We start from the raw sequence: 23,051 nt of genomic DNA, 5'->3' as shown, positions 1-23,051 counted from the left end.
GGGGGCCTTCATGTACTTCTGGGCGCGGCCGCTGTGGCTACTGGTGCGGCCGGTGCGAACGTGGCGCCCCTGGAGGTGGTGAAGGCCTCCTTCACTACCTTCAGGGTAGGCAAGGAGGCCTTCACGGACCGAGCCGGCGAACGTGGCCCCGCTTCAGGGAGCGGGCCGGCGAACGTGGCACCGCCCCGGAAGCTCAGCCCGGGTAGAACGGGTCCGCGTCGGTGACGGTGTGCGCCTGCGGCCGCCAGACCTCGCCCAGTTCGGAGGCGACCCACAGCCCACCCGCGTCCGCGACCAGGTTCTGCCTGCTCGGCGCCGCGGTGACGCCGTGCACCGGCGGGGTCAGGTTCGAGCTGTTGAAGGTGTCCATCCGCTGTCCGTCCAGCGGCACCTTGACCACCGGCAGCGAGCTCGACGAGGTCGCGGCGATCAGGTGGTCCTGGGTCGCCCAGTCGACGTCGACGACGTCCTTGAGGTCGCGTTCCTGCAGCTTGCGCGGCGCCCGCAGCGCCACCGAGTCCGCCGTCCGCACGATCGAGGCGACCACGAGCTGCCCGTTGACCACCGCGGCCAGCCGGGACCCGTCACGCGAAAGGCGCAGTTCGGTGATCTGGCCGAGCCCGGTGAGCAGGGTCGCGTCGACGCCGGCCTTCACCCAGCGGCCGTCCGCGGCGAGCGTGATCCTGGCGACGGTGTTGTGGTCGACGACTGTCCACACCTCGCCCGAAAGCCCGCCGCCGCGGGCGACCGGGCGCCAGGTGGGGCGGCTCAGGCTGCCGCCGAACAGGTCGACCGAAGCGAGATCGCGGCCCAGGTCGCCGACCCGGAGCCACTGCCTGCCGTCGCGTTCCTCGACCACGGCGAGCCGTTTGCCGTCGACGGACTGCCCGGCACTGACGACCTTGTAGCCGCCGTTGCCCGCGGGCCCGCCGACCGGCTGCCCGTCGCCGAGCGACCGGACCCGTCCGTTCACCGTCATCAGGCCCAGCAGCTCCGAGTTGGGCGCGATGTCCACGTTGTAGTTCGGCAGTTCGCTGGAGCGCCAGTACTCGTGTTCCGGCACCAGCGCGGTGCCGTCGGCCAGCAGCCGGATCCGGCTCAGGGTCACCGTCTGCAACGAGAGGACGATCTGCGCCGCGATCAGGTTCCGGTCGACGAGACTGGCCCCGCCGATCCCGGTCAGGGCGACGTCGAGTGTCCCGTCGTCGGTGCTGCGCACGTTGGTCTCGGTGGTGACCTGGTCGTTCAGCAGGTCCTTGACAGCGCCCTTCAGCCCTTCCGACGGCCCCTGGAGCACCAGGTCCATCACCCGGCCGGGCAGCCCGGCCTGCGGTTTCGCCGCGACGTAACGGAGGTCGGGGACGAAGGTGCCGGAGTCGGGCGAGTAGAAGCTGATCGGCACCCGGAAGTAGTTGGTCGCGAAGTCCGCGTCGGTGACGGCGAGATCCTGCGGCGGGTCCACGATCCGCCACTGGCCGTTCTGCTGCTTCCGCAGCTTGAACTGCTGCGAGTACTCGGCCTTCACCGGGATGAACGCGCTGTCGGGGCTCAGGTTGCCGAGTTTGAACCCGCGGACGTTCACCACCTGCTCGTCCGGGTTCCCGGTCGGCGTCCCGGTGTCGTAAACGGTGCCGAAGGTGTTGTCGATGATCGTCAGTCCCGGCGACGGCTTCCAGTTGCGCCGGGCCTCGTCGTCGAGGTAGACCCGCGCGTCGGCGTTCGCCGTGCCCGGAGTCGCGGAGTTGCGGATGAACTGGCGGACGACGGTCAGCGAGTCGAGCCCGTCCGCCGGTTCGGGGACGTCCACCGGCGCCTGCCCGGGTTTGTCCCCGGGGACGACGGCGGGCTGGGTTTCGAGCGGGATGTTCGCGCAGCCGGCGACCAGCAGGAACACCGCAAGCAGGGTCAGCAGCCGCTTCACCGGCCGACCTCCTCGGGCTCGGCGAGGATCGCGTCGGGCGCCGGGCGGACTTCGAGCAGTCCCGACGACGAGCCGTGCGGATCGGTCGCCTTGTGATCGGGCGGGGGCAGGACCAGCGGGCTCTCCCCCATCGGCGTGTCCTGCTGCCGCGGCAGCACGAGCCGGAAGCAGGCGCCGTGACCGGTCTCGCCCCACGCGTCGAGGACGCCGCCGTGCAGCCGGGCGTCCTCCTGGCTGATCGCGAGGCCGAGCCCGGTGCCGCCGGTGCGGCGGTTGCGGGACGGGTCGGCCCGCCAGAACCGGTTGAAGACCAGCTCCGCCTCGCCGGGCCGGAGCCCAACGCCACGGTCTCGCACGGTGATGGCGATCGCGGTCTCGTTGACCGCCAGCGTCAGCACCACCGGGTTTCCTTCGCTGTGGTCCACCGCGTTGGCGAGCAGGTTGCGCAGGATCCGTTCGACCCGGCGCGCGTCGACCTCGGCGGGCGCCTCCTCGTCCGGCAGGATCAGCTCGACGGAGCTGCCCGCGTTGCCCGCGATCACCCGGACCTGTTCGACGGCCCTGGTCGCGATCGGCCGGACGTCGATCAGCTCGGCCGAAAGCTCCTCGACACCCGCGTCGAGCCTGCTGATCTCCAGCAGGTCGCCCAGCAGGGCCTCGAACCGGTCGAGTTCGTCGACCAGCAGCTCGGTGGACCGGGCGAGCCCGGCGGGGAACTGCTCGCGCGACGCGTGCAGCACGTCGGCGGCCATCCGGACGGTGGTCAGCGGAGTGCGCAGTTCGTGCGAGACGTCGGAGGTGAACCGGCGCTGCAACCCGCCGAAGTCCTCCAGCTGGCGGATCTGCCGCTGGATACTCGCGGCCATCCCGTTGTAGGACACGGCGAGTTTGGCGAGATCGTCTTCGCCGAGCACGGCGAGGCGCTGGTCGAGGTCCCCGTCCGCGAATTGTTCGGCCGCCGCGGCGGCCTGCCGGACCGGCCGGACCACCTGCCGGGTGACCAGGTTCGTGATCCCGGCCAGCAGGAGGAGCAGGACGAGCCCGCCGACGAGCAGCGTGTTCTGCACGGTCGAGACGGTGTTCTGCTCGCTGGTGAGCGGGTACAGCAGATAGAGCTGGAGCGGGTTGATCATCGTGCTCACCGGCGCGCCGACGATCAGATACGTCGTCTTGCCGCCGTCGGCTTCGGTGGCCGTGTGGATCAGCCAGCTGAGCTGCTCGGTCTCCACGAACTGGCGCAGCCGGACAGGCACCTTGTCATAAGGGCCCGCGGCCACCGGCTTGCTCGACTGGTCGCGGCCGCCCGCGGCGAGCACCGGTTCGAAGGTGCCCGCGGTCGATCCCGCGCCGTCCGGTGAGCTCGTCGTGCTGGAGATCTTCTTGAGCGCGTTGTTCATCCGCGCCGTCAGCGCTTCCGTGCCTTCGGTGCCGACGCCGACCAGCTCGCTGGCAGCGGTCTCGACGACCGCCCGGGTCTGCGCGATCGCCGCGTTCTGCTTGGTCTCCATCAGCCGGTCGGTGATCTGGTTCTGCAGCACCATGCCCAGCACGAACACCACGGCCGACGACAGTGCCAGCGTGGACACCGTGACCCGGAACTGGAGCGAATACCGCCACAGCTCGTTGAACGAGACCACCTTGCGGCGCACGAAAACCACGATGCGCCGGGCATGGCGCATCGTGGTTTGGGCAAGCTTTCGCAAGCGTCCGCTCATGGGGTGATCACGGCGGGCCGGCCTTGTACCCGACACCGCGGACCGTCAGCACCACCTCGGGGTGCTCCGGATCCTTCTCCACCTTCGAACGCAGACGCTGGACGTGCACGTTCACCAGCCGGGTGTCGGCGGCGTGGCGATAGCCCCACACCTGTTCGAGGAGTACCTCGCGGGTGAACACCTGACGCGGTTTGCGGGCGAGCGCGACCAGGAGGTCGAACTCCAGCGGGGTCAGCGGGATGGCCTTGCCCTCCCGGGTCACCTCGTGCCCGGGGACGTCGATCGCGAGATCGCCGATCGTCAGCGACTCCGCGGGCTCGGCCTCGGTGCGGCGCATCCGGGCGCGGACGCGGGCCACGAGTTCCTTCGGCTTGAAGGGCTTGACCACGTAGTCGTCGGCGCCCGACTCGAGCCCGAGGACGATGTCGACGGTGTCGCTCTTGGCGGTGAGCATCACGATCGGCACGCCGGACTCGGCGCGGATCGCCTTGCAGACGTCGATGCCGTTCATCCCGGGCAGCATGAGGTCGAGGAGGACCAGGTCCGGTTTCAGCTCACGAAGCGCGGGCAGCGCTCGTGAGCCGTCGGCCACGACGGCTGTGTCGAACCCCTCCCCACGCAGCACGATGGTGAGCATCTCCGCGAGAGCAGGGTCGTCGTCGACGACCAGAACACGTGCCTTCATAAACCTATGTTCGCACTAGTTTCCCCGCGCGAGCGCGCGACCCGGCGATGTGACCACCAGAAAGATCATCGAATCGGGCAAATTGCTCCATCCGAGTAGGGTCTTCGGGCCCTAGAGGGCGCGTCGGAGCTTGGTGAACGGCCTCGGGGAGTCGATCGCGAAGACACCGGCCAGGACGTCGCCGCGGTGATAGGTCGCGACGAAGCGCTTCGAAGCGACGTCGCCTTCGACGATCCGCACGTCTTCCGTGGCCACTCCGGCGAATTGGAGCCGCCGTCCGTACTGATCGGACCAAAAGTAACCGTGTCGTGCGAAATGCGTGACGGTCACACCGGCGAGCAGGTTCTCGACAGCGGCGCCCGCCTGCTCGTTCGCCGCCGTCCAGTGTTCCGACCGGACACCCCTTCCGCGCAGACGGCAGCGGTACCGCGCGACGTCACCCACCGCGATCACCCGGGGATTCGCTGTGACACAGCCGGAATCGACGAGCACCCCGTCGTCGACGGCGAGCCCGGAGCCGGTCAGCCATTCGGTGGCGGGCCGCGCCCCGACTCCGGCGACCACGAGATCGGCGCGGATCTCCCGGCCGTCGGCGAGCCGCACACCGGTGACGCGTTCGGTCCCGGCGAACCCGGCGACGGCGACGCCCGCGATCAAGCGGACGTCGTTCTCGGCGTGCAGTTCCCCGCACACCACGCCCATGCGCGCGCCGAGGACCGGGGCGAGCGGGACGGGCATCGCCTCGATCACGGTGACGTCGTGGCCGAGCAGGCGACAGGCGGACGCGACCTCCGCGCCGATGAATCCCGCGCCGACGACGACCACCGAAACGGGGCCGGCGGCGAGATCCTGTTTCAAGCAGACGGCGTCGTCCAGCGTCCGCAGGGTGTGAACGCCTTTCAGATTCCTCGCCGCGCCAAGGGTTCTGGCCACCGCTCCGGTCGCGATGACATAGCCGTCGGCGGTGATCGTGGTGCCGTCGGCGAGTGTCACGCCTTCGCGACCGAACTTTTCGGCACGGACACCGATCCGCCATTCGGCGTCAAGCCCGTCGAGGCAGTCCTGCCCGGCGAGCGCGAGATCCTCGGCGGATACCTTGCCCAGCAAGAAATCCTTCGACAACGGCGGCCGGTCGTACGGCGGTTCGGCGCCGATCATCACCAGCCGTCCGCCGAATCCCCGCGCGCGCAACTCCTGCGCCGAACGGAGTCCCGCCAGCGAGGTGCCGACGACGGCGACCGTTCTCAAGCGACGTCCTGTCTTACCCCGGTGTCCACGTAGATCACCCCGTCGGCGACCACGACCGGGTACGTGCGCACGGCGCTCTTCGCGGGAAGGCAGTCCGGGACGCCGGTCCGCAGATCGAACCGGGCGGCGTGCAGCGGGCATTCGACGAAGCAGTCCTCGATCCAGCCGTCGGCGAGCGACGCGTCCTGGTGGCTGCACGTGTCGTCCAGGGCGTAGAAACCGCCCTCGGAGTGGAAGACCGAAACAGGCACGGGACCTTCGAGGCGGAGAGCTTCGCCCTCGGGAAGTTCGGAGACGGAGCAGGCACGGATCATCGGGGCCTCCGGGGAAAGGACCGACGGTTGTCGATGTTGCGTATTACGAGACGAGACGTGCTCTGCGCAACAATCACCCTCGAGGGGCCGGTGCGTCAAGGGATTCGCCCACTCAGCCGAACGGATCCCGGCGAAACGGCTACTGTTGCGTCATGCGGAACCAGGACGCGGGGAACGCAACGCCCAGCCAGGTGCAATCCGTCGACCGCGCGATCAGCGTGCTGGAACTGCTGGCGCGCAACGGGGAAACGGGGATCACCGAGATCGCGGGCGAACTCGGCGTGCACAAATCGACGGCTTCGCGGCTGCTGAGCGTCCTGGAGAACCGCGGCCTCGTCGAGCAACTCGGGGAACGCGGCAAGTACGCGATCGGCTTCGGCGTCGTCCGGCTGGCGGGTGCCGCCACCGGCCGGATGGACCTGGCGAAACTGGGCAGGCAGACCTGCCAGGGCCTGGCGGAGACGCTCGGCGAGACGGTCAACATCGCGATCGCCGACGACGGGGTCGCGATCAACGTCAGCCAGGCCCGCGGCTCGGCCGCGATCACCACGCAGAACTGGACCGGCCAGCGCACGCCCCTGCACGCGACGTCCAGCGGGAAGGTGCTGCTCGCGTACATGGCCGACCCCGAGCGCAAACGCTTGCTCCGGCGGAAACTCGAACGGTTCACGCCGCGGACCACGGTCGATCCGGACGAGCTGACAGCGGAACTGGAGCGCGTCGCCGAGGACGGGTACGCGGCCTGTTTCGAGGAGCTGGAACTGGGGATGCACGCGGTCGCGGTGCCGGTGCACGGCCCCGGCGGGGACGTCGTCGCGGCGATGAGCGCTTCCGGTCCGTCGTACCGGCTTTCGAAACAGCGGGTGCGGCAGATGGTGCGGCCGCTCGCCGAGGCCGCCACGGACCTCTCGGGACAGCTCGGGTACTTCACGGAGTGAGCCGACCGGCCCGGTCACACCCTCCGCTCGTGCAATGAAAGGCCCCTTCATAGCAAATTTTGCGATGAAGGGGCCTTTCATTGCACGCGCCCCCTTGAAGAGGGCGACCTTTTCGGGCTCTTGACAGCACGCCCGCACGTGCCGCACTTTGTTGCTGAAGACGGAACAACGTGCCTCATCCGCAACAGTGCCTGTCACCCCGATGCCCGTGTCCTTTGTGGACTGAACCGGGCAGGCAGGAGGTTCCCCGCACCATGCCCTCCGGACCCCGCGTCGTCGTGATCGGCGCCGGCATCGTCGGCTGCGCGCTCGCCGACGAACTCACCGAACGTGGCTGGACCGACCTCACCGTGCTGGACCAGGGCGACCTGTTCACCACCGGCGGCTCCAGCTCGCACGCGCCCGGCCTGGTCTTCCAGACCAACGCCTGCCGCACGATGACCGGGTTCGCCCGGTACACCGTCGCCAAGTACGGCGCGCTCGACCTCGACGGCGGCCCCTGTTTCCGGCCGGTCGGCGGCCTGGAGGTGGCCACCACCCCGGAACGGCTCGCCGATCTCAAGCGGCGGCACGGCTGGGCGGCCGCGTCGGGGGTCGAAAGCAGGCTGATCGAGCCGGGCGAATGCGCCGCGCTGCATCCCATGCTCGACCAGGCCAAGGTGCTCGGCGGATTCCACATCCCCTCCGACGGCCTGGCCGAACCCCTGCGGGCGGCCGAAGCGCAGGCCCGCCGGGCGATCGCGCGCGGTGCCAGGTTCCTCGCGCGCCAGAAGGTCGTCGGTGTCGAGCGGGCGGGCGGCCGGGTCACCGGTGTCACCACCGGGACCGGGAGCTTCCGCGCGGACATCGTGGTCTCGTGCGCCGGGATGTGGGGCCCGTTGCTCGGCGAACTGGTGGACCTCACTATCCCGCTGGTCCCGATGGCGCACCAGTACGCGCGCACCAGTCCCCTGCCCCGCTTCACCGAGGGAACCCGGCCGATCCTGCGGCATCAGGACGCCGATCTCTACTTCCGTGAGCACGGCGACAGGATCGGCATCGGCGCGTACGGGCACCGGCCGATGCCGGTACCTCCTCAGGAGATCGGCGCCGGCGAGGGCATGCCCTCGGAACTCGCGTTCACGCCCGCCGACTTCGAGGATTCCTGGGCCGCCGCCGTCGACCTGCTGCCGTCACTCGGCGAGACCAAGGTCGAGGAGGGCATCAACGGCCTGTTCTCCTTCACTCCGGACGGCATGCCGCTCCTGGGCGAACACCCGGATCTCGACGGGTTCTGGGTCGCCGAAGCCGTCTGGATCACGCATTCGGCCGGGGTCGCGCGGGCGATGGCGCGCTGGCTGGTCGACGGGCAGCCCGGCGACGATCTGCACGGCTGCGACCTCGCCCGGTTCGAGCGGGCGCAGCTGGCCCCGGACTACGTCATGGCGCGCAGCTGCCAGAGCTTCGCCGAGGTCTACGACATCGTCCATCCCTTGCAGCCCATGGAAGATCCGAGGCCGCTGCGGACGAGTCCCTTTTACGAACGGCAGAAGGCGCTCGGCGCGTTTTTCCTCGAAGCGGGCGGCTGGGAGCGGCCGCACTGGTACGAGGCGAACGCGAACCTTCCCGAGGTCGACCTCGTGCCGGAGCGCGACGGCTGGGCCGCGCGGTACTGGTCCCCGATCGGCGGTGCCGAAGCGCTGGTCGCGCGGCAGCGGGTCGCTATGTTCGACATGACGTCGCTGAAACGCGTGGAAGTCACCGGCCCTGGCGCGTTGCCGTTCTTGCAGACGATGACCACGAACCAGCTCGACAAGAAACCCGGTTCGGTCACCTACACGCTGCTGCTCGACGAGGACGGTGGCGTGCGTAGCGACCTGACCGTCGCCCGGCTCGGCACCGACCGGTTCCAGGTGGGTGTCAACAGCGCCATCGACATCGACTGGCTGCGGCGGCATCTCCCCGGCGACGGCGCCGCGCAGATCCACGAGACCACGCCCGGCACCTGCTGTATCGGTCTCTGGGGCCCGCTCGCCAGAGCGGTTCTGCAGCCACTGTCCACAACGGACTTCTCGCACCGGGCGATGGGGTACTTCAAGACCAGGCAAGCGCACGTCGGCCTGGTACCGGTCACCGCGATGCGGCTGTCCTATGTCGGCGAACTCGGCTGGGAGCTGTACACGAGCGCCGATCTCGGCCGCGAACTGTGGGACACGCTCGCCGACGCCGGTCAGAAGCACGGGATCATCGCCGCCGGGCGGGAGGCGTTCTCCAGTATGCGGCTGGAGAAGGGATACCGGCTGTGGGGCACGGACGTCACCGCCGAGCACGACCCGTACGAAGCCGGTCTCGGGTTCGCCGTGCGGATGGACAAGGGTTACTTCATCGGCCGGGACGCGCTGACGGGCCGCTCGGCGGAGACGGCCACCAGGAAGCTGACCTGTCTCACGATCGACGATCCGTATTCCGTCGTGCTCGGCAAGGAACCGGTGTACGCCGACGGCCGTCCCGCCGGGTACGTCACCAGTGCCGCGTACGGCTACACCGTCGGCAAGAACATCGCGTACGCCTGGCTTCCGGCCGGGCTCTCGGTGCCGGGAACCCCTTTGGAGATCGAGTACTTCGGTGAGCGGATCCCCGCCGTCGTGGCGAACGAACCGCTGTTCGACCCCGGCATGACCCGGATCAGGAGCGCCGCATGACCCATTACGACGTCATCGTCATCGGCCTCGGCGGGATGGGCAGCGCGGCCGCGTACCGGCTCGCCCGGCGAGGGCGGCGCGTGCTGGGCATCGACCAGTTCGCGCCGGTGCACAACCTCGGGTCCAGCCACGGCGGCTCGCGGATCACCCGGCAGGCGTACTTCGAGGATCCCGCGTACGTCCCGCTTCTGTTGCGGGCGCACGAACTGTGGGAGGGCGTCGAACGGGACTCGGGCCGGAAGATCTTCACCCGCTGCGGCGGGATCATGCTCGGCGACCCCGGCTCGCGGACGGTGTCGGGCAGCCTGGCCAGCGCCCGGAAATGGGAGCTGCCGCACGAACTCCTGGACGCGGCGGAGATCCGGCGCCGGTTCCCGACGATGAACCCGGCGGACCACGAGATCGCGCTGTACGAGGAGAACGCCGGTTTCGTGGTTCCGGAAGGCAGCGTGGCTGCGCACCTGCAGCTCGCCGCGCGGGCCGGGGCGGATCTGCACCACGAGGAGAAGGTCCTTTCGTGGCGGCAGACATCCACCGGGGTCCGGGTCGGGACCGCGCAGAACTTCTACACCGCGGAGCAGCTGGTGATCTGCCCCGGCGCCTGGGCACCGGGGCTGCTCGCCGAACTCGGCGTCGACTTCACGATCGAACGCCAGGTCCAGTACTGGTTCGCGCCGTCGGGCGGGGCGGGACCGTTCCGCGCCGGACGGCATCCGATCTACGTCTGGGAAGGCGAAACCGGACGGCAGTTCTACGGCTTCCCCTCCCACGACGACGCCGGGAGCGTGAAGGTCGCGTTCTTCCGCGGCGGCGAGCCCTGCACGCCGGAGACCATCGACCGGACGGTGCACGCCGAAGAGGTCGGCGAGATCGCGGAGTTCGTCGGCCGGAAGATGCCGTCGCTGCCCGGCGCGTTCCTGCGCGGGGCGACCTGCCTGTACACGAACACCCCGGACGAGCATTTCGTCATCGCCCGCCATCCCGCGCACGACCGCGTGGTGGTCGCCTGCGGGTTCTCCGGGCACGGCTTCAAGTTCGTCCCGGTGGTCGGCGAGGTGCTCGCCGACCTGGTGGTGGACGGCACCACCGAGCATCCGATCGCGCTGTTCGACCCCGCGCGACTGATGGGAGCGTCGAGATGACGAGTCTCATCCCGACGCTGGGCGGCGGGTATTACACCGATCCCGCGATCTTCGCGGCGGAGCAGGAAAAGATCTTCGAGCGCCGGTGGTTCTGCGCCGCACGTTCGGCGGACCTGGCGTCGGCGGGCGACTACCGGACTGTCCAAATCGGACGCGAAAGTGTGCTCGTCGGCCGGGGGCGGGACGGCGGGCTGCGGGCGTTCCTCAACGTCTGCCGCCATCGTGGCGCCCGGCTGTGCACCGAAGCGACGGGCACGGTGAAGCGCGCGTTTCAGTGCCCATACCACGCGTGGACGTACGGGCTCGACGGCAAGCTGATCGCCGCGCCGAACCTCGCGAACCTCCCCGATATCGACCGCGCGGAGTACGGGCTGCACACCGTGCACCTGCGGGAATGGCTGGGCTACGCGTGGGTTTGCCTCGCCGCGGACCCGCCGTCGTTCGAGGCCGACGTCGAGGGCGCGGTGCGGGAACGGCTGGGCGATCTCGAATCGATCGGGCGCTACGGCCTCGACGGGCTCTCGGTCGGGCGCCGGATCACCTACGACGTCAAGGCGAACTGGAAACTGATCGTCGAGAACTTCATGGAGTGCTACCACTGCGCGACGATCCATCCCGAACTGACCGAGGTGCTGCCGGAGTTCGCCGACGGGTACGCGGCGCAGTACTACGTCGGGCACGGCGCCGGATTCGGCGAGGACGTCGAGGGGTTCACCATCGACGGCGGTTCGGGTTTCGAGCGGCTCGACGGTGTCGCGAGCGAGCAGGACAGGCGGTACTACGCGATCACCATCCGGCCGCAGGTGTTCGTGAACCTGGTGCCGGATCACGTGATCTTCCACCGGATGTACCCGCTCGCGCCGGACCGGACGGTCGTCGAATGCGACTGGCTCTATTCGGCCGACGTCGTCGCGTCGGGGCGTGACGTGTCGCGCTCGGTGGAACTGTTCCACCGCGTCAACGAGCAGGACTTCGACGCCTGTGAACGCTGCCAGCCCGCGATGGCGTCCCGTGCCTACCGCGGCGGCGGGGTGCTGATGCCGTCCGAGCATCACATCGGCGAGTTCCACGCCTGGCTACGCACGCATCTAGAGGACTAAACGCGGTAGATGCGCACGCAAGTACCGCATCCAGAGGACTAAACGCGGAGGAGTTCGGCGGCCAACGCGGCGGTGTCGACACCGGCGACGCCGTCGAGAACGTGCCAGGGTGCGAGCCAGCCCGCCGCGGCGAGTTCGTCGTAGACCACCGAGCACCGCTTCTGGAGCGAGTCGTCGGTCTCGAAGGAGTCCCGCGCGCGGTCGGCGTCGCTCGCGGCGCGGCGCTGCGCGCGGTCGGCGGCGACGTCGGCGGTGACCCGGAGCAGCAGATGCGCGGCGGGCACCGGCAGGCCGAACCGGTCGATCTCCTGTTCGCGGAGCCAGCGCACGAACTCACCGTCCGCGCCCTGATGGAGCCGGGCGGCGCCGTACGCCGCGTTCGACGCGACGTACCTGTCGAGCAGCACGACGTCGTGATCGCCGAGCCGGGCGCGGATCTCGTCGGCCGCGCCCCGGCGGTCGAGCGCGTAGAGCAGCGCCATGCCGTACACGGAGTCGATGAGGTCGCCGTGCCCGCGGTGCAGCGCTTCCTTCACCAGGTCGGCGTGCACGCTTTCGCCGTAGCGGGGGAACGCGATGGACGCGACGCTCGCCCCGGCGGCGTTCAGCGCGCCGGTCAGCGCGTCGGCGAGGGTGCGCTTGCCCGCACCGTCCAGACCTTCGATAACCACGAGTCGACCCACGCGGCCAAGGATAGGGCGAGGTGGTCGACCGGCGGGCCGGACGGGTCAGCTCACGTCCAGCCCACCGGTCCGCTAGGGGACGCGCCTCTTCGAGTGCAGGAAGAAGCCGGCGACACAGATCAGCAGCAGGCCGCCGAAGATCAGCAGCGGGACGAAACCGGTGTCCTGCGCGTCCGGCGCGGGGCCGCCGTCGCCGCGCGGCATCACCTGGGCGTTGTAGCCACCGGCCTTGCCTTCTTGGGCGTACGGCGAGTTCGCGAGCATCGCGCCATACCGGCCGGAGACCGTCCGCTGGTACTCAGCGAGGGTGGCCGTGGCACCGGCCGCGTAGCCGCTGGCGCCGGAGTCGAGCAGCGTCACCCGGCCGTCGCGCAGCGCGTACCAGGCGTCGACCTGGGGCTCGTGGAGCAGGGTCGCACCGGCGGGCAGCCGCCGGGCCAGTTCGCTTTCCCGGTCACCCGACGCGATGTTGCCGACGCGCCAGGCGCCGTCGTCGCCGCGGACCGACCAGACGGTCGCGGTCTGCCCGTCGGACGCCGTCACGGGGACGGCGACGTAGGCGAGTTGCCCGGCGATCGCGCCGTCACCGGCGACGAAGTCCCTCGAAAGCTCGTAAACCGGGAAGGATTCGTCGACGACACTCACCGACGGCGCGTGGCCCGAACCACCCGTTTGTGTGAGGAAGCGGCCGATTTCGGCACGCAGAGTGGGATCGTCGGCAGCCGCCTTCGCGGCCGCGAGATCTTCACTCGACAGGCTGTCCGCGCGCGCTCCGGGCGCCGAGATCAGCAGGGCGACCGCGACCAGCCCGGCGAGCCCGAGGTACCGCCGCGCGCTCATCGCCGGATCCCGGTGAGCGTGTGGGTCCAGGTGAAGGACTTGTTCCCGGCGTAGAAGTCGTAGGTCGACCAGTTGTAGCGGTTCCCGGTGGGCAGTGGATCCCCCCACGAGACCCACTTCCGGCCGGCGTCGTGGCCGTAGAGGACGTGCATGTGGCCACCGCCCGCGGCCCAGCCGACCCGCGTCTGCACCGGGCGCCCCGCACCGGTCTGCGCCTGGACGTCGGCGTAGGGGATGCGGCCCTTGAGGTAGTTCCCCGGCGCCGAGAAGCCGAGCTTGCCGAAGGCGCGCCGGACGTCGCCCAGCGTTCCCGGCTCGTCGGCGCACTCCCGCCGTCGCTCACCGTGGGCGATCCGGCAGAATTCGTTCTGGGTGACGGTCACACCGTGGTGTGCCGCGATGGTGTTGCCGGAAGCCACCCAGCACCACTGGGACTTCTCCTGCACCTGCATCGCGATGGTGTTCTGGCGGGCAGGCGGCTGGGGCAGCGCGCTCGCCGGGGTCTGGATCGCCAGCCACGCCGCGAGACTCGCGGCGCCGGCGGCGCAAACCCTGTTCGAGAACACAGGCACGACGGGCCTCCTGGTCACCATGGCGAACCAATGTGGTCACAACGGTGAACAGCAGGCTCACACAGAGCAAGATGGGCACTCGGCGGAACGGACCGTTCCGGGGCGTTTCCACACCCCGGAACGGTCACTCTTCCGGGGTCAACCACCCCGAACGGGGGACGTAGTGTTCACAGTGCGCTGCTACCGTGAACGTTCCGCGGTGTTCACGCTCAGCGCACACACTGGTCTGGTGAAGGGACGAGCGGTGACACGAGACGGTGCCGACACGTTCTCGGCAGGAAAGCCTGCCTCGGACGTTGACACCCCGACGATCATCGACGGCACGCGCCGTCAATCGCTCGAATCCTTGCCCAAAGAGCTCGTCGAGGCCCTTCGCAGCGGCGAATTCCATCACGCGCTCCGGCAGGCGATCGCCTACCGCGGACTCTCCCTGGCCAGGCTCCGCGCCCACCTCGGGCTACGCGGTGTCCAAATCGGACAGTCGACGTTGAGCTACTGGCAGCGCGGCTTGCGCCAGCCGGAGGTGCCCAAGGCGCTCCCCGCGGTGCGCGCGCTGGAATCGGTACTGCAACTGCCCGCGGACGCGCTCGTCGTGCTGATCGGGCCGCGGACGGCGCGGGCGCGCGGGCACCAGATGGCCGCGTCGTTCCACGACATCCGGTCCGGCGACATGGGTTCGATCGTCGACCAGCTGCTGGCGGAACTGGGCGCGTACCCGTCGTCCAACCGCTACAACGCCGACCTCGAAATGCTGTCGGTGCACGACACGATCACCTTCGACGCCGCGCACCGGCAGGTCGCGCTGCACACCCGGCTGGTGTGCCGGGCGCGCCGCCACGGGCCGGACCGGTACGTCACCGTCTACAACGGCGACCCTGGCTGCGACATCGGCGACGTCGAACTGGTCACCGCCGAGGGCTGCCGCGTCGGCCGGATCCGGCGCAACGCCGAGGCCGAGACCATGGCCACCGAGCTGCTCTTCGATCGGAAGCTCGCCGAGGGCGAGATCCACGTGTTCTGTTTCGGGGTCCACGACGATTCCGGCGCCGCGTCGCCCGGGTACTTCCGGATGCTGCGGGACCAGTGCTCGAGCTACCTGGTGCAGCTGAAGTTCGCGCTCGGCGCGCTGCCCGCCCGCTGCACGCGGCAGTTCCGGACGCGCGACGACGCCGTGCCCGTCGAGTCCGAAGAGCTGCCCTGCGACATGGGCGGCGTGACCAGTGGTTTCTTCAGCGACGCCGGACCGGGACTGGCCGGCATCGAGGTCGAGTGGGAGTAGCGCGACGCGCTATGAAAGGTCCTTTCCTTGCGAAATTTGCAAGGAAAGGACCTTTCATAGCAGCGGCTCAGTACCGGTAGTGGTCGGTCTTGAACGGGCCTTCGACGTCCACGTCGATGTACTCGGCCTGCTCCTTGGTCAGCTTCGTGAGCTCACCGCCGAGCGCGTCGAGGTGGATCTTCGCGACCTTCTCGTCGAGCTTCTTCGGGAGGCGGAAGACCTCCTTGTCGTACTCCTCGTGCTTGGTGAACAGCTCGATCTGCGCGATCACCTGGTTGGAGAAGCTGTTCGACATCACGAACGACGGGTGCCCGGTCGCGTTGCCCAGGTTCAGCAGGCGGCCCTCGGACAGCACGATGATGCTCTTGCCATCGGGGAACACCCACTCGTCGACCTGCGGCTTGATGTTGATGCGCCGGATGCCCGGGTAACGCTGGAGGCCGGCCATGTCGAGCTCGTTGTCGAAGTGGCCGATGTTGCCGAGGATCGCCTGGTGCTTCATCCGCGCCATGTGCTCGACGAGCACGACGTCCTTGTTGCCGGTGGTCGTGATGATGATGTCGGCCTCGGGAAGGACGTTCTCCAGCTTCTTGACCTGATAGCCGTCCATCGCCGCCTGGAGCGCGCAGATCGGGTCGATCTCGGTGACGACCACCCGCGCGCCCTGGCCGCGCAGCGATTCCGCGGCACCCTTGCCGACGTCGCCGTAGCCGCAGACGACCGCGACCTTGCCGCCGATGAGGACGTCGGTGCCGCGGTTGATGCCGTCGATCAGCGAATGCCGGATGCCGTAGCGGTTGTCGAACTTCGACTTCGTCACCGCGTCGTTCACGTTGATCGCCGGGAACAGCAGCTCACCGGCCGCGGCGAGCTGGTAGAGCCGCAGCACACCGGTCGTGGTCTCCTCGGTGACACCGCGGACGCCTTCGCCGATCTTGGTCCATTTGCCGGTGTCGGCCGCGACCGAAGCGCTCAGCAGCTGGAGGAAGACACGGAACTCGTCCGAAGTGTCCTCGTCCGGGGAAGGGACGACACCGGCCTTCTCGAACTCGGTTCCCTTGTGCACCAGCATGGTGGCGTCGCCACCGTCGTCCAGGATCATGTTGGGACCTTCACCGTCCCAGGTGAGCATCCGCTCGGTGCACCACCAGTACTCCTCCAGCGACTCGCCCTTCCAGGCGAACACCGGCACGCCCTTGGGCTCCTCCGGCGTGCCGTGCGGGCCGACGACGATCGCCGCGGCGGCGTGGTCTTGCGTGGAGAAGATGTTGCACGAGGCCCAGCGAACCTCCGCGCCCAGCGCGACGAGGGTTTCGATCAGGACAGCGGTCTGTACCGTCATGTGGAGCGAGCCCGAAACCCGGGCTCCCCGCAGGGGATACACCTCGGCGTACTCGCGGCGCAGCGCCATCAGGCCCGGCATCTCGTGCTCGGCGAGGCGGATCTCCTTGCGGCCGAACTCGGCGGCCTCGAGATCGGCGACGGCGAACTCGATGCCGTTGCGGGTGTCGTGCCGCTTGGCAACGCTTTCGGGGGTCATATGCGCGCTTCCTCCAAGGTTGGATGACAACGGAACAGTACCGTTGTCGGCTCAAAGCCCACTGAGACGGATTGGAGGCCTTCACCGTGGTCATGCCGGGTCCCGATACCCGCGTCGTCGAAATACGCGTACCCGGGCTAGTGGGCACGAGCGGTGAAAGCCTGCTGGATTCGACGTCGGTGGTCGACGTCGCCGGCGACGGGATCGGCAGGCTGATCCGGCCGTCGGACCGGCTGCGCCGTCCCGCTCCCGGTCCGGTGCTGCCCGCGCTCGGCCGTTCGATCCCGCGCATCCTCGAAGGCTACCTCTGGAGCGGGATGACGTCGGGGGGCGCGGCGAAGGCGACTTGGGCGCTGCTGTTCCCGTTCTCGCTCGCGAACGTCGCGCATTGGATGCTGCCGCCGGTCCCGGAGGGCAAGCGTTTCGCCGCGGCGCTCGGCGCGGCCTGCCGAGGGCTGCTGCGGGTGGCCTCGCTGCTGCTCACGATGCTGCTGATCAGCCAGCTCGCGGTGGTCTCGCTCGACCTGTTCGCCGCGCAATGCCTCGCGCCCGGTTCGAGCTGTCTGTCCGGCGTCCCGTCGTTCCTGCGGGACTTCCCGCCGCTGCGGACGGCGATCGGGGTGGTCCCGCTCCTGGTGCTGATCTTCGTGCTCGACCGGATCCCGTCGTCGGACTGGCGGTCACGGAACCGGTTGCACCGCGCCCACAGTTCGAGCCCGTTGCAACCACAGGACCTGCCGCGGACGCCGGGCCTGCGCACGCTGCACACCGTCGCCGCCTTGACCTGTGTCGCGCTTCCGTTGCTCGGCGGGCCGTTCCGGCTGCCGTCGACGACGTTCGACCTGATCGTCTGGATCTGCGCGCTGGCGCTCGCCGTCGCCTCGCTGCTGGCCTCGACGGTCGGTTTCTCGGCCGGGCCGGTGGTCCGGGGCGGGCTGATCGGGTTCGCCGTCGCGCTGGTCGGGATCGCCGTCGTGCGCCGGACACCGCTGCCCGCGGGGCTTTCGGGCGGCGGGCTCGGCGGAGCGGACGGGACGGTCGAGGCACTGGGCGCGTCGATGGTCGCGGTGACCGTACTGTTCGCGCTGATCCTCGTACCCGCGGCCTTGTTCGGCCGTTCGACCTGGAAGCACATGCCGCGACGGCTGCGGCCCTGGCTCGGCGGCTGGGCGGCGGCGCCCGTCGTCGCGCTCGCCGGTCTGCTCGGTGGCGGCTTCGGCGCGGGGCTCGCGGTCGCGCTGCGGAAGCTGGTCGGCGCGGACGATCTCCGCCTGCCCGACACCTATGTCCTGGTGACCGTCCTTTGGGGCGCCGGGCTCGCGCTCGCCCTCCTGCTCGGGGTGCTGGGCTTCGCGGTGGCCGTCCCGTTGCGACGGCTGCGTCGCGGTGTCCCGGAGGTCGTCGCGCTGATGGAGATCAGCGAGTCCCAGGAGGAGGAAGCGGCCCGTGTCTGGGCCCGTGCCTCGTGGGAACGCAAGCACCTGCACCATCTCGCGCTCGCGGTCGCCTTGGCGATGGCGGCGGGCGGCGGCGCGCTCCTCGTGCTGCGCTTCGGTTTCGGCCCGCTCGCGAGCTGGTTCACGCCGATCTCGGCGATCGGGGTGTTCGCGCTCGGCGCGCTGGCGGCGGGCTTGCTGCGCGTGGTGTTCGCGGCCGCGACGAAACCCACGCGCAGCCGTCATCTCGGCGCGCTGGCGGACCTCGTGTGCTTCTGGCCGCGTGCCGCCCACCCGACCGTTCCGCCGAGTTACGCGCTCAAGGTCGTCCCGGAACTCGCGGACCGGGTCAAGGAACATCTGGCCGATCCGGGTACGCGGGTCGTGCTGTCCGGCTACAACCTCGGCAGCCTGCTGACCGTGCTCGCCGCCGCGCGCGTGATCGCCGATCTCCCGCCGGAGGACCGTGACCGCGTCGGCCTGCTGACCGCGGGTTCGCCGCTGCAATGGGGTTACCAGCGCGCGTTTCCCGCGATGCTGCCGCAGGCGCAACTGGCCGGGTTGTACGAAGATCTCGACGGCCGCTGGCGCGCGCTGTGCCGCGGCACGGACGTCTTCGGCGGCGGCGTCACGACGTGGCGGCATCGTGTGGTGGCCGGGAAACTGCTGGGCGACGGCTACCTGTCCGGCGGCGGCACCGGGCCGCTGGCGGCGGAACCCGACGACCAGGGTGTCCTGGTGCTCGGCGGCGATCACTGGCTGCCCGATCCGATGCGCGGGCCGACCGGGCGCCACCGCTGGGCCCCCGGCGTCCTCAAGCACACGGACTACGTCGTCGACGCCGAATGGGACAACGCCGTCGCGATGGCCGCCGGTCTCGGCCGTCCCCGCCCGGCGAACCCTTGGGGCGAACAGGGATCGCTGTTCGGGGACTTCCCGCAGATGCGCTGAAGTACATGAAGGCCCCCTTCTTTGCGCCTGGCGCGAGGAAGGGGGCCTTCATGTACTTGGAACTAGCTTCAGTCGGTCTTGCCGCGGCGCACGCGCAGCAGGACCAGGACCCCGGCACCGGCCAGGACCAGCAGGCCACCGGCCCACAGCAGCCAGGCGTTGTCGAAACCGGTGTCCGCGAGGCCGCCACCGTTGCCGCCGTTACCGCCGACGTTCGGGGCGGGGACGGCGGTGCTCGACGGAGCGGAGGTCTCCGACGGCTTGTCCGTGGTGGTCGGAGCGGTCGTCGGCGGCTTGGCCGTCGTGGTCTTCGTCGGCTCGGACGGCTTCGGCTGCTCGGTCGGCTTGGTCTTCTCGCCGCACGCGAACCACTTGTCGATGTTCGCCTTGCTGCCGTCGCGGTTGAACGGCGCGCGCAGCTCGGTCCACGGCGGGGTGTCGGAGAGCTTGCGCTTGCCCGGCTCGTAGACGTTGTAGCCGTCGTCGCCACCGAGGACGACGATCGCGGTCACCTTGACACCCTCGGCGAGGCCGGTGATGTTGAGCCGCTTCTCACCGGGGCCGCCGGTGAACTTGAAGTCCGAGTCGGACAGAGCCGAGCCGCCGGCCTTGACCTGCTCGCACTTGCTGACCTTGCCGGGGATCGGCTTGGCGTGTTCGTCGTCGGAGTGGCAGGCCAGCGCCGAGCCGGCGGTACCGAGCAGGGCGGCGGTCGCCAGCGCGACGATGGTGACGGCTGAACGGACGCGCCGTCCGGACATGATCTGCATTCAGAGCTCTCCTGTACCGATCGGGGGACAAACGAGCGAAGCGTGGTTACCTCTTTCGCGGGATGAAGGTCGACTCGCGGTGTTCTCCACGAGTCCCGTTCACCCGTCAGGGTGAGGCAAGAGCCCGGACGCTATCGCACACCGATTTCACACCGGAACCGGGGCCCCCGAACAAAGCGGCCCACCATCCATAGAGGAATGGTGGGCCGCCGAAACGAGAATGATCAGTCCGATACGGACTCCGCGTTCTCTTCCTTGTTCTTCTTGCCGAGCAGCGAATGGCGGCGGCTGTAGACGAAGTAGATGAGCACGCCCAGCACCATCCACGCGATGAACCGCAACCAGGTCAGCACGGTCAGGTTCAGCATCAGCCACAGGCAGGCGAGGATCGCCAGGATCGGGATCAGCGGCACCCACGGCACCCGGAACGCGCGCGGCAGATCCGGTCGCGTCTTGCGCAGCACCATCACGCCCGCGGAAACGAGGATGAAGGCGAACAGCGTGCCGACGTTGACCATTTCCTCCAGTTTGTCCGCCGGGAAGAACGTCGCGGCGACGGCGACCAGTCCACCGACGACGATGGTCGCCCGCTTCGGCGTCCCGTTCGCGCCGGTCTTCGCCAGGCTGCGCGGCATGAGACCGTCACGCGACATCGCGAAGATGATCCGGATCTGGCCGAGCATCAGCACCATGACGACGGTGGTCAGACCGGCGAGCGCGCCGACGGAGATGATGTTGGCCGCCCAGTCGACGCCGTTGACCGCGAACGCGGACGCGAGCGTCTTCTTGCCGCCGTCGCCGGCCGAAGTGGCGAGATCCTTGTAGTTCACCATGCCGACGACCACGAGCGACACGGCGACGTAGAGCACCGTGACGATGGCCAGCGAGCCGAAGATGCCGCGGGGCACGGCCTTCTGCGGGTTGCGGGTCTCTTCCGCGGTGGTCGCGACGATGTCGAAACCGATGAACGCGAAGAACACCAGCGACGCCGCGGCCAGCAGGCCGAAGACGCCGAACGAGCTGCTGCTGCTGCCCGCGAACACCGAGAACAGCGACTGGTCCACCCCGGTGGCCGACGAGTCGCCGCCGGTCTGGGCGTCCGGGATGAACGGGCTGTAGTTGGAGCCCTTGATGTAGAAGATGCCGAGCACGATCACGAACAACACCACCGCGACCTTGATCCCGGTGATCACCATCGAGAACCGCGAGGACAGCTTCGTGCCGAGAGCGAGCAACGTCGCCAGCACCAGCACCACGATCAGGGCACCCCAGTCGACCGGGAGACCGCCGATCTCGAACGTCGTCTTCGTGCCCTTGCCGAAAATGTAGGAGAGCACGGTTTCGAGGTAGGCCGACCAGCCCTTCGACACCGCGGCCGCGCCGACCGCGAGCTCCAGGATCAGGTCCCAGCCGATGATCCACGCCATGAACTCGCCGAACGTGGCGTAGGAAAACGTGTACGCGCTCCCGGCCACCGGGACGGTGGACGCGAATTCCGCGTAACAGAGCGCCGCCAGCGCGCAGGCGATGGCCGCGAAGACGAAGGAAAGCGACACCGACGGCCCCGCGTAATCGCCTGCCGTGCGCGCCGTGAGCGTGAAGATTCCGGCGCCGATGACGACGGCGACGCCGAAGACGGTCAGGTCCCACGCGCTCAGGTTCCGCCTGAGCCTGGTCCCCGGTTCGTCGGTGTCCGCGATGGACTGCTCGATGGATTTCGTACGCCACAGACCGTTTCCGGGCACCCTTGACCTCCTACACCTGACTGCGGTTCATCGGACCTTATCGCCCGGTCGTGACGGCAGCGCGGTGGGAGAGCAACGAAGTACCCGGAGGTCGCGCCGGTAATCGGCGGAGTACGGACAGTTGCGCCGGACGGCGGTCGCGGGGGTATCGGGCGGGCGAGTGGCTCGGCCGCCCCGTCGCTACCCAAGCAGGCGGGCGACGCGGTGCAGCAGCGGCAGGCGGGCCGGTGCCCGAGCCTCGACGCGGAATGCCCCCAATGTGGCATTGGGGACACTCACCGTCCCCAATGCCACATTGGGGACACCTCAACGGCCCGACACGCTTGTCCCGCCCCTCAAGAGAACGTCCCAGCCACTCACGACCCACCCGACCGCCCACCCGCCGATGTCATGAAAGGGTCGTTCAGGACGAAAAACGTCCTGAACGACCCTTTCATGACACTCGAAAGCTCCCGGGACCGGCAGAGCCCGCGGGCTCAGCGCGCCAGCGACCGGTCCAGGTCCGGCTCCAGGTAGATCAGCTTCGCCGTAGGCACCTTCGCCCGCACACGCGCTTCGGCGTCGTCGATGGCCTGCGCGACCTCGCCGGTCTCCAGCCCCGGCACCAGCGCGAGCTTCGCGGCCACCAGCATCTCGTCCGGGCCGATGTACAGCGTCCGGATGTGGATGACCCGCTCGACCTTGCCCGCGGCGAGTTCGTCGACGATCGTGTCGAGGTCGGTCTCGGAGGCGCCTTCGCCGATCAGCAGGCTCTTCATCTCGATGATCAGGATGATCGCGATGATGCCGAGCAGCACGCCGATCATGACGGTGCCGATGCCGTCCCACACCGGCTCGCCGGTGACGACCGAAAGCCCGACGCCCGCGAGCGCGAACACCAGGCCGAGCAGCGCGCCCGCGTCCTCCAGCAGCACCACCGGCAGTTCGGGGGTCTTGGCCTGGCGGATGAACGCCCACCAGCCCGCGTCACCCTTGATCTTCTTCGACTCCTGGATCGCGGTGTAGAAGGAGTACGACTCCAGTCCGATCGCGACCACGAGGATGCCGACAGCCACCAGCGGCGAGGTCAGCGGCTCGGGCTCGCTGATCTTGTGGATGCCCTCGTACAGCGCGAACACCGAGCCAAGGCTGAAGAGCATCAGCGCGACGATGAACGAGTAGAAGTACCGGTCACGCCCGAAGCCGAACGGGTGCGCGCGGGTCGCCTTGCGCTGCGAGGTCTTCTGACCGAGCAGCAGGAGCCCCTGGTTCGAGGTGTCCGCCAGCGAGTGCACCGACTCGGCGAGCATCGAAGACGACCCCGTGATGAGGAAGCCGGTGAATTTCGCGGCCGCGATTCCGGCGTTCGCCACGAGCGCGGCGATGATCGCCTTGGTTCCGCCACCTGCAGACACGTGCAACTCCCCAAATGGTGTCCCGATATGCCGGGTTCGAAGGCTAGCAGTGCAGATGAGCCGGTACGCGCTGGGCGGGACAGGTCACAGAATTGTC

Annotated in this window: 18 protein-coding genes; 6 read left to right on the top strand and 12 right to left on the bottom strand. The window is 69.1% G+C overall.

Annotated features, from left to right (window positions below; translation table 11 throughout):
• Positions 1-193 precede the first annotated feature (193 nt).
• From CFP71_RS26585 to CFP71_RS26565, 5 genes are all read right to left on the bottom strand, one after another.
• A complete protein-coding gene (locus tag CFP71_RS26585) occupies positions 194-1,921 on the bottom strand; it encodes an LpqB family beta-propeller domain-containing protein (protein WP_093936669.1) in 1,728 nt (575 codons plus the stop codon).
• Positions 1,918-3,600 carry an MtrAB system histidine kinase MtrB gene (gene mtrB / locus CFP71_RS26580; protein WP_208636041.1) on the bottom strand — a complete coding sequence of 561 codons (1,683 nt, stop codon included), beginning with the start codon at positions 3,598-3,600 and terminating at the stop codon, positions 1,918-1,920. Before mtrB ends, CFP71_RS26585 begins: the two co-directional genes overlap by 4 nt.
• Before the next feature lie 43 nt (positions 3,601-3,643).
• Positions 3,644-4,321, bottom strand: a complete 678-nt coding sequence (mtrA, locus tag CFP71_RS26575) for an MtrAB system response regulator MtrA (protein ID WP_005150760.1) — start codon at positions 4,319-4,321, stop codon at positions 3,644-3,646.
• A gap of 111 nt (positions 4,322-4,432) precedes the next feature.
• Positions 4,433-5,569, bottom strand: a complete 1,137-nt coding sequence (locus CFP71_RS26570; protein WP_093936667.1) for an NAD(P)/FAD-dependent oxidoreductase — start codon at positions 5,567-5,569, stop codon at positions 4,433-4,435.
• The gene (locus CFP71_RS26565) at positions 5,566-5,883 is read right to left on the bottom strand and encodes a bifunctional 3-phenylpropionate/cinnamic acid dioxygenase ferredoxin subunit (RefSeq protein ID WP_093936666.1); all 318 of its coding nucleotides are present in this window, start codon (positions 5,881-5,883) and stop codon (positions 5,566-5,568) included. Before CFP71_RS26565 ends, CFP71_RS26570 begins: the two co-directional genes overlap by 4 nt.
• A 152-nt stretch (positions 5,884-6,035) precedes the next feature.
• Between CFP71_RS26565 and CFP71_RS26560 the strand changes: the two genes are divergently transcribed.
• The 4 genes from CFP71_RS26560 (at position 6,036) to CFP71_RS26545 (ending at position 11,744) form a co-directional block, all read left to right on the top strand.
• Positions 6,036-6,821 (top strand): IclR family transcriptional regulator, encoded by a 786-nt coding sequence (locus CFP71_RS26560; protein WP_093936665.1) that lies wholly within the window; start codon positions 6,036-6,038, stop codon positions 6,819-6,821.
• A 254-nt stretch (positions 6,822-7,075) separates the two neighbouring features.
• Entirely contained in the window at positions 7,076-9,502 is a 2,427-nt protein-coding gene (locus CFP71_RS26555) for a GcvT family protein (protein ID WP_093936664.1), read from the top strand.
• A complete protein-coding gene (gene solA, locus CFP71_RS26550; protein WP_093936663.1) occupies positions 9,499-10,644 on the top strand; it encodes an N-methyl-L-tryptophan oxidase in 1,146 nt (381 codons plus the stop codon). The genes CFP71_RS26555 and solA overlap by 4 nt, the downstream gene beginning before the upstream one ends.
• On the top strand, positions 10,641-11,744 hold the full coding sequence (locus CFP71_RS26545) for an aromatic ring-hydroxylating oxygenase subunit alpha (protein ID WP_093936662.1): 1,104 nt from the start codon (positions 10,641-10,643) through the stop codon (positions 11,742-11,744). Before solA ends, CFP71_RS26545 begins: the two co-directional genes overlap by 4 nt.
• Before the next feature lie 38 nt (positions 11,745-11,782).
• On the opposite strand, the gene CFP71_RS26540 is transcribed toward CFP71_RS26545, so the two are convergent.
• The 3 genes from CFP71_RS26540 to CFP71_RS26530 all read right to left on the bottom strand — a co-directional run bounded on the left by CFP71_RS26540 (position 11,783) and on the right by CFP71_RS26530 (position 13,833).
• Positions 11,783-12,415, bottom strand: a complete 633-nt coding sequence (locus tag CFP71_RS26540; protein WP_167406285.1) for a dTMP kinase — start codon at positions 12,413-12,415, stop codon at positions 11,783-11,785.
• Positions 12,416-12,499: 84 nt separating this feature from the next.
• Entirely contained in the window at positions 12,500-13,267 is a 768-nt protein-coding gene (locus tag CFP71_RS26535; protein ID WP_093936660.1) for a hypothetical protein, read from the bottom strand.
• Positions 13,264-13,833: a papain-like cysteine protease family protein gene (locus CFP71_RS26530; RefSeq protein WP_093936659.1), complete on the bottom strand. Its 570-nt coding sequence runs from the start codon at positions 13,831-13,833 to the stop codon at positions 13,264-13,266. The genes CFP71_RS26535 and CFP71_RS26530 overlap by 4 nt, the downstream gene beginning before the upstream one ends.
• 250 nt (positions 13,834-14,083) lie before the next feature.
• Between CFP71_RS26530 and CFP71_RS26525 the strand changes: the two genes are divergently transcribed.
• Positions 14,084-15,118 (top strand): hypothetical protein, encoded by a 1,035-nt coding sequence (locus tag CFP71_RS26525; protein ID WP_093936678.1) that lies wholly within the window; start codon positions 14,084-14,086, stop codon positions 15,116-15,118.
• A gap of 67 nt (positions 15,119-15,185) precedes the next feature.
• Here the strand turns inward: CFP71_RS26525 and ahcY are convergent, their stop codons facing one another.
• Positions 15,186-16,658, bottom strand: coding sequence for an adenosylhomocysteinase (ahcY, locus tag CFP71_RS26520; protein WP_093936658.1), 1,473 nt, complete (start codon positions 16,656-16,658; stop codon positions 15,186-15,188).
• Positions 16,659-16,750: 92 nt separating this feature from the next.
• Between ahcY and CFP71_RS26515 the strand changes: the two genes are divergently transcribed.
• Complete coding sequence (locus tag CFP71_RS26515) at positions 16,751-19,045, top strand: hypothetical protein (RefSeq protein ID WP_167406283.1); 2,295 nt, start codon at positions 16,751-16,753, stop codon at positions 19,043-19,045.
• A 68-nt stretch (positions 19,046-19,113) separates the two neighbouring features.
• On the opposite strand, the gene CFP71_RS26510 is transcribed toward CFP71_RS26515, so the two are convergent.
• From CFP71_RS26510 to CFP71_RS26500, 3 genes are all read right to left on the bottom strand, one after another.
• Entirely contained in the window at positions 19,114-19,815 is a 702-nt protein-coding gene (locus CFP71_RS26510; RefSeq protein ID WP_093936656.1) for an LPXTG cell wall anchor domain-containing protein, read from the bottom strand.
• Between the two features lie 224 nt (positions 19,816-20,039).
• Positions 20,040-21,560 carry an amino acid permease gene (locus tag CFP71_RS26505; RefSeq protein WP_093936655.1) on the bottom strand — a complete coding sequence of 507 codons (1,521 nt, stop codon included), beginning with the start codon at positions 21,558-21,560 and terminating at the stop codon, positions 20,040-20,042.
• A 476-nt stretch (positions 21,561-22,036) separates the two neighbouring features.
• Positions 22,037-22,954: a cation diffusion facilitator family transporter gene (locus tag CFP71_RS26500; protein WP_093936654.1), complete on the bottom strand. Its 918-nt coding sequence runs from the start codon at positions 22,952-22,954 to the stop codon at positions 22,037-22,039.
• Positions 22,955-23,051: the final 97 nt, after the last annotated feature.

The organism is Amycolatopsis thailandensis, assembly GCF_002234405.1.
GTDB classification, from domain to species: domain Bacteria; phylum Actinomycetota; class Actinomycetes; order Mycobacteriales; family Pseudonocardiaceae; genus Amycolatopsis; species Amycolatopsis thailandensis.
The sequence above is the reverse complement of the archived record's forward strand: the minus strand, read 5'-3'. Positions and strand labels throughout refer to the sequence as shown.

Bases quoted from the DNA above. Each gene is read 5' to 3' on its own strand.
- mtrB (WP_208636041.1), bottom strand. From the start codon at position 3,600: ATGCGCCATGCCCGGCGCATCGTGGTTTTCGTGCGCCGCAAGGTGGTC.
- mtrA (WP_005150760.1), bottom strand. From the start codon at position 4,321: ATGAAGGCACGTGTTCTGGTCGTCGACGACGACCCTGCTCTCGCGGAG.
- CFP71_RS26565 (WP_093936666.1), bottom strand. From the start codon at position 5,883: ATGATCCGTGCCTGCTCCGTCTCCGAACTTCCCGAGGGCGAAGCTCTC.
- CFP71_RS26560 (WP_093936665.1), top strand. From the start codon at position 6,036: ATGCGGAACCAGGACGCGGGGAACGCAACGCCCAGCCAGGTGCAATCC.
- CFP71_RS26555 (WP_093936664.1), top strand. From the start codon at position 7,076: ATGCCCTCCGGACCCCGCGTCGTCGTGATCGGCGCCGGCATCGTCGGC.
- solA (WP_093936663.1), top strand. From the start codon at position 9,499: ATGACCCATTACGACGTCATCGTCATCGGCCTCGGCGGGATGGGCAGC.
- CFP71_RS26545 (WP_093936662.1), top strand. From the start codon at position 10,641: ATGACGAGTCTCATCCCGACGCTGGGCGGCGGGTATTACACCGATCCC.
- CFP71_RS26535 (WP_093936660.1), bottom strand. From the start codon at position 13,267: ATGAGCGCGCGGCGGTACCTCGGGCTCGCCGGGCTGGTCGCGGTCGCC.
- ahcY (WP_093936658.1), bottom strand. From the start codon at position 16,658: ATGACCCCCGAAAGCGTTGCCAAGCGGCACGACACCCGCAACGGCATC.
- CFP71_RS26515 (WP_167406283.1), top strand. From the start codon at position 16,751: ATGCCGGGTCCCGATACCCGCGTCGTCGAAATACGCGTACCCGGGCTA.
- CFP71_RS26510 (WP_093936656.1), bottom strand. From the start codon at position 19,815: ATGCAGATCATGTCCGGACGGCGCGTCCGTTCAGCCGTCACCATCGTC.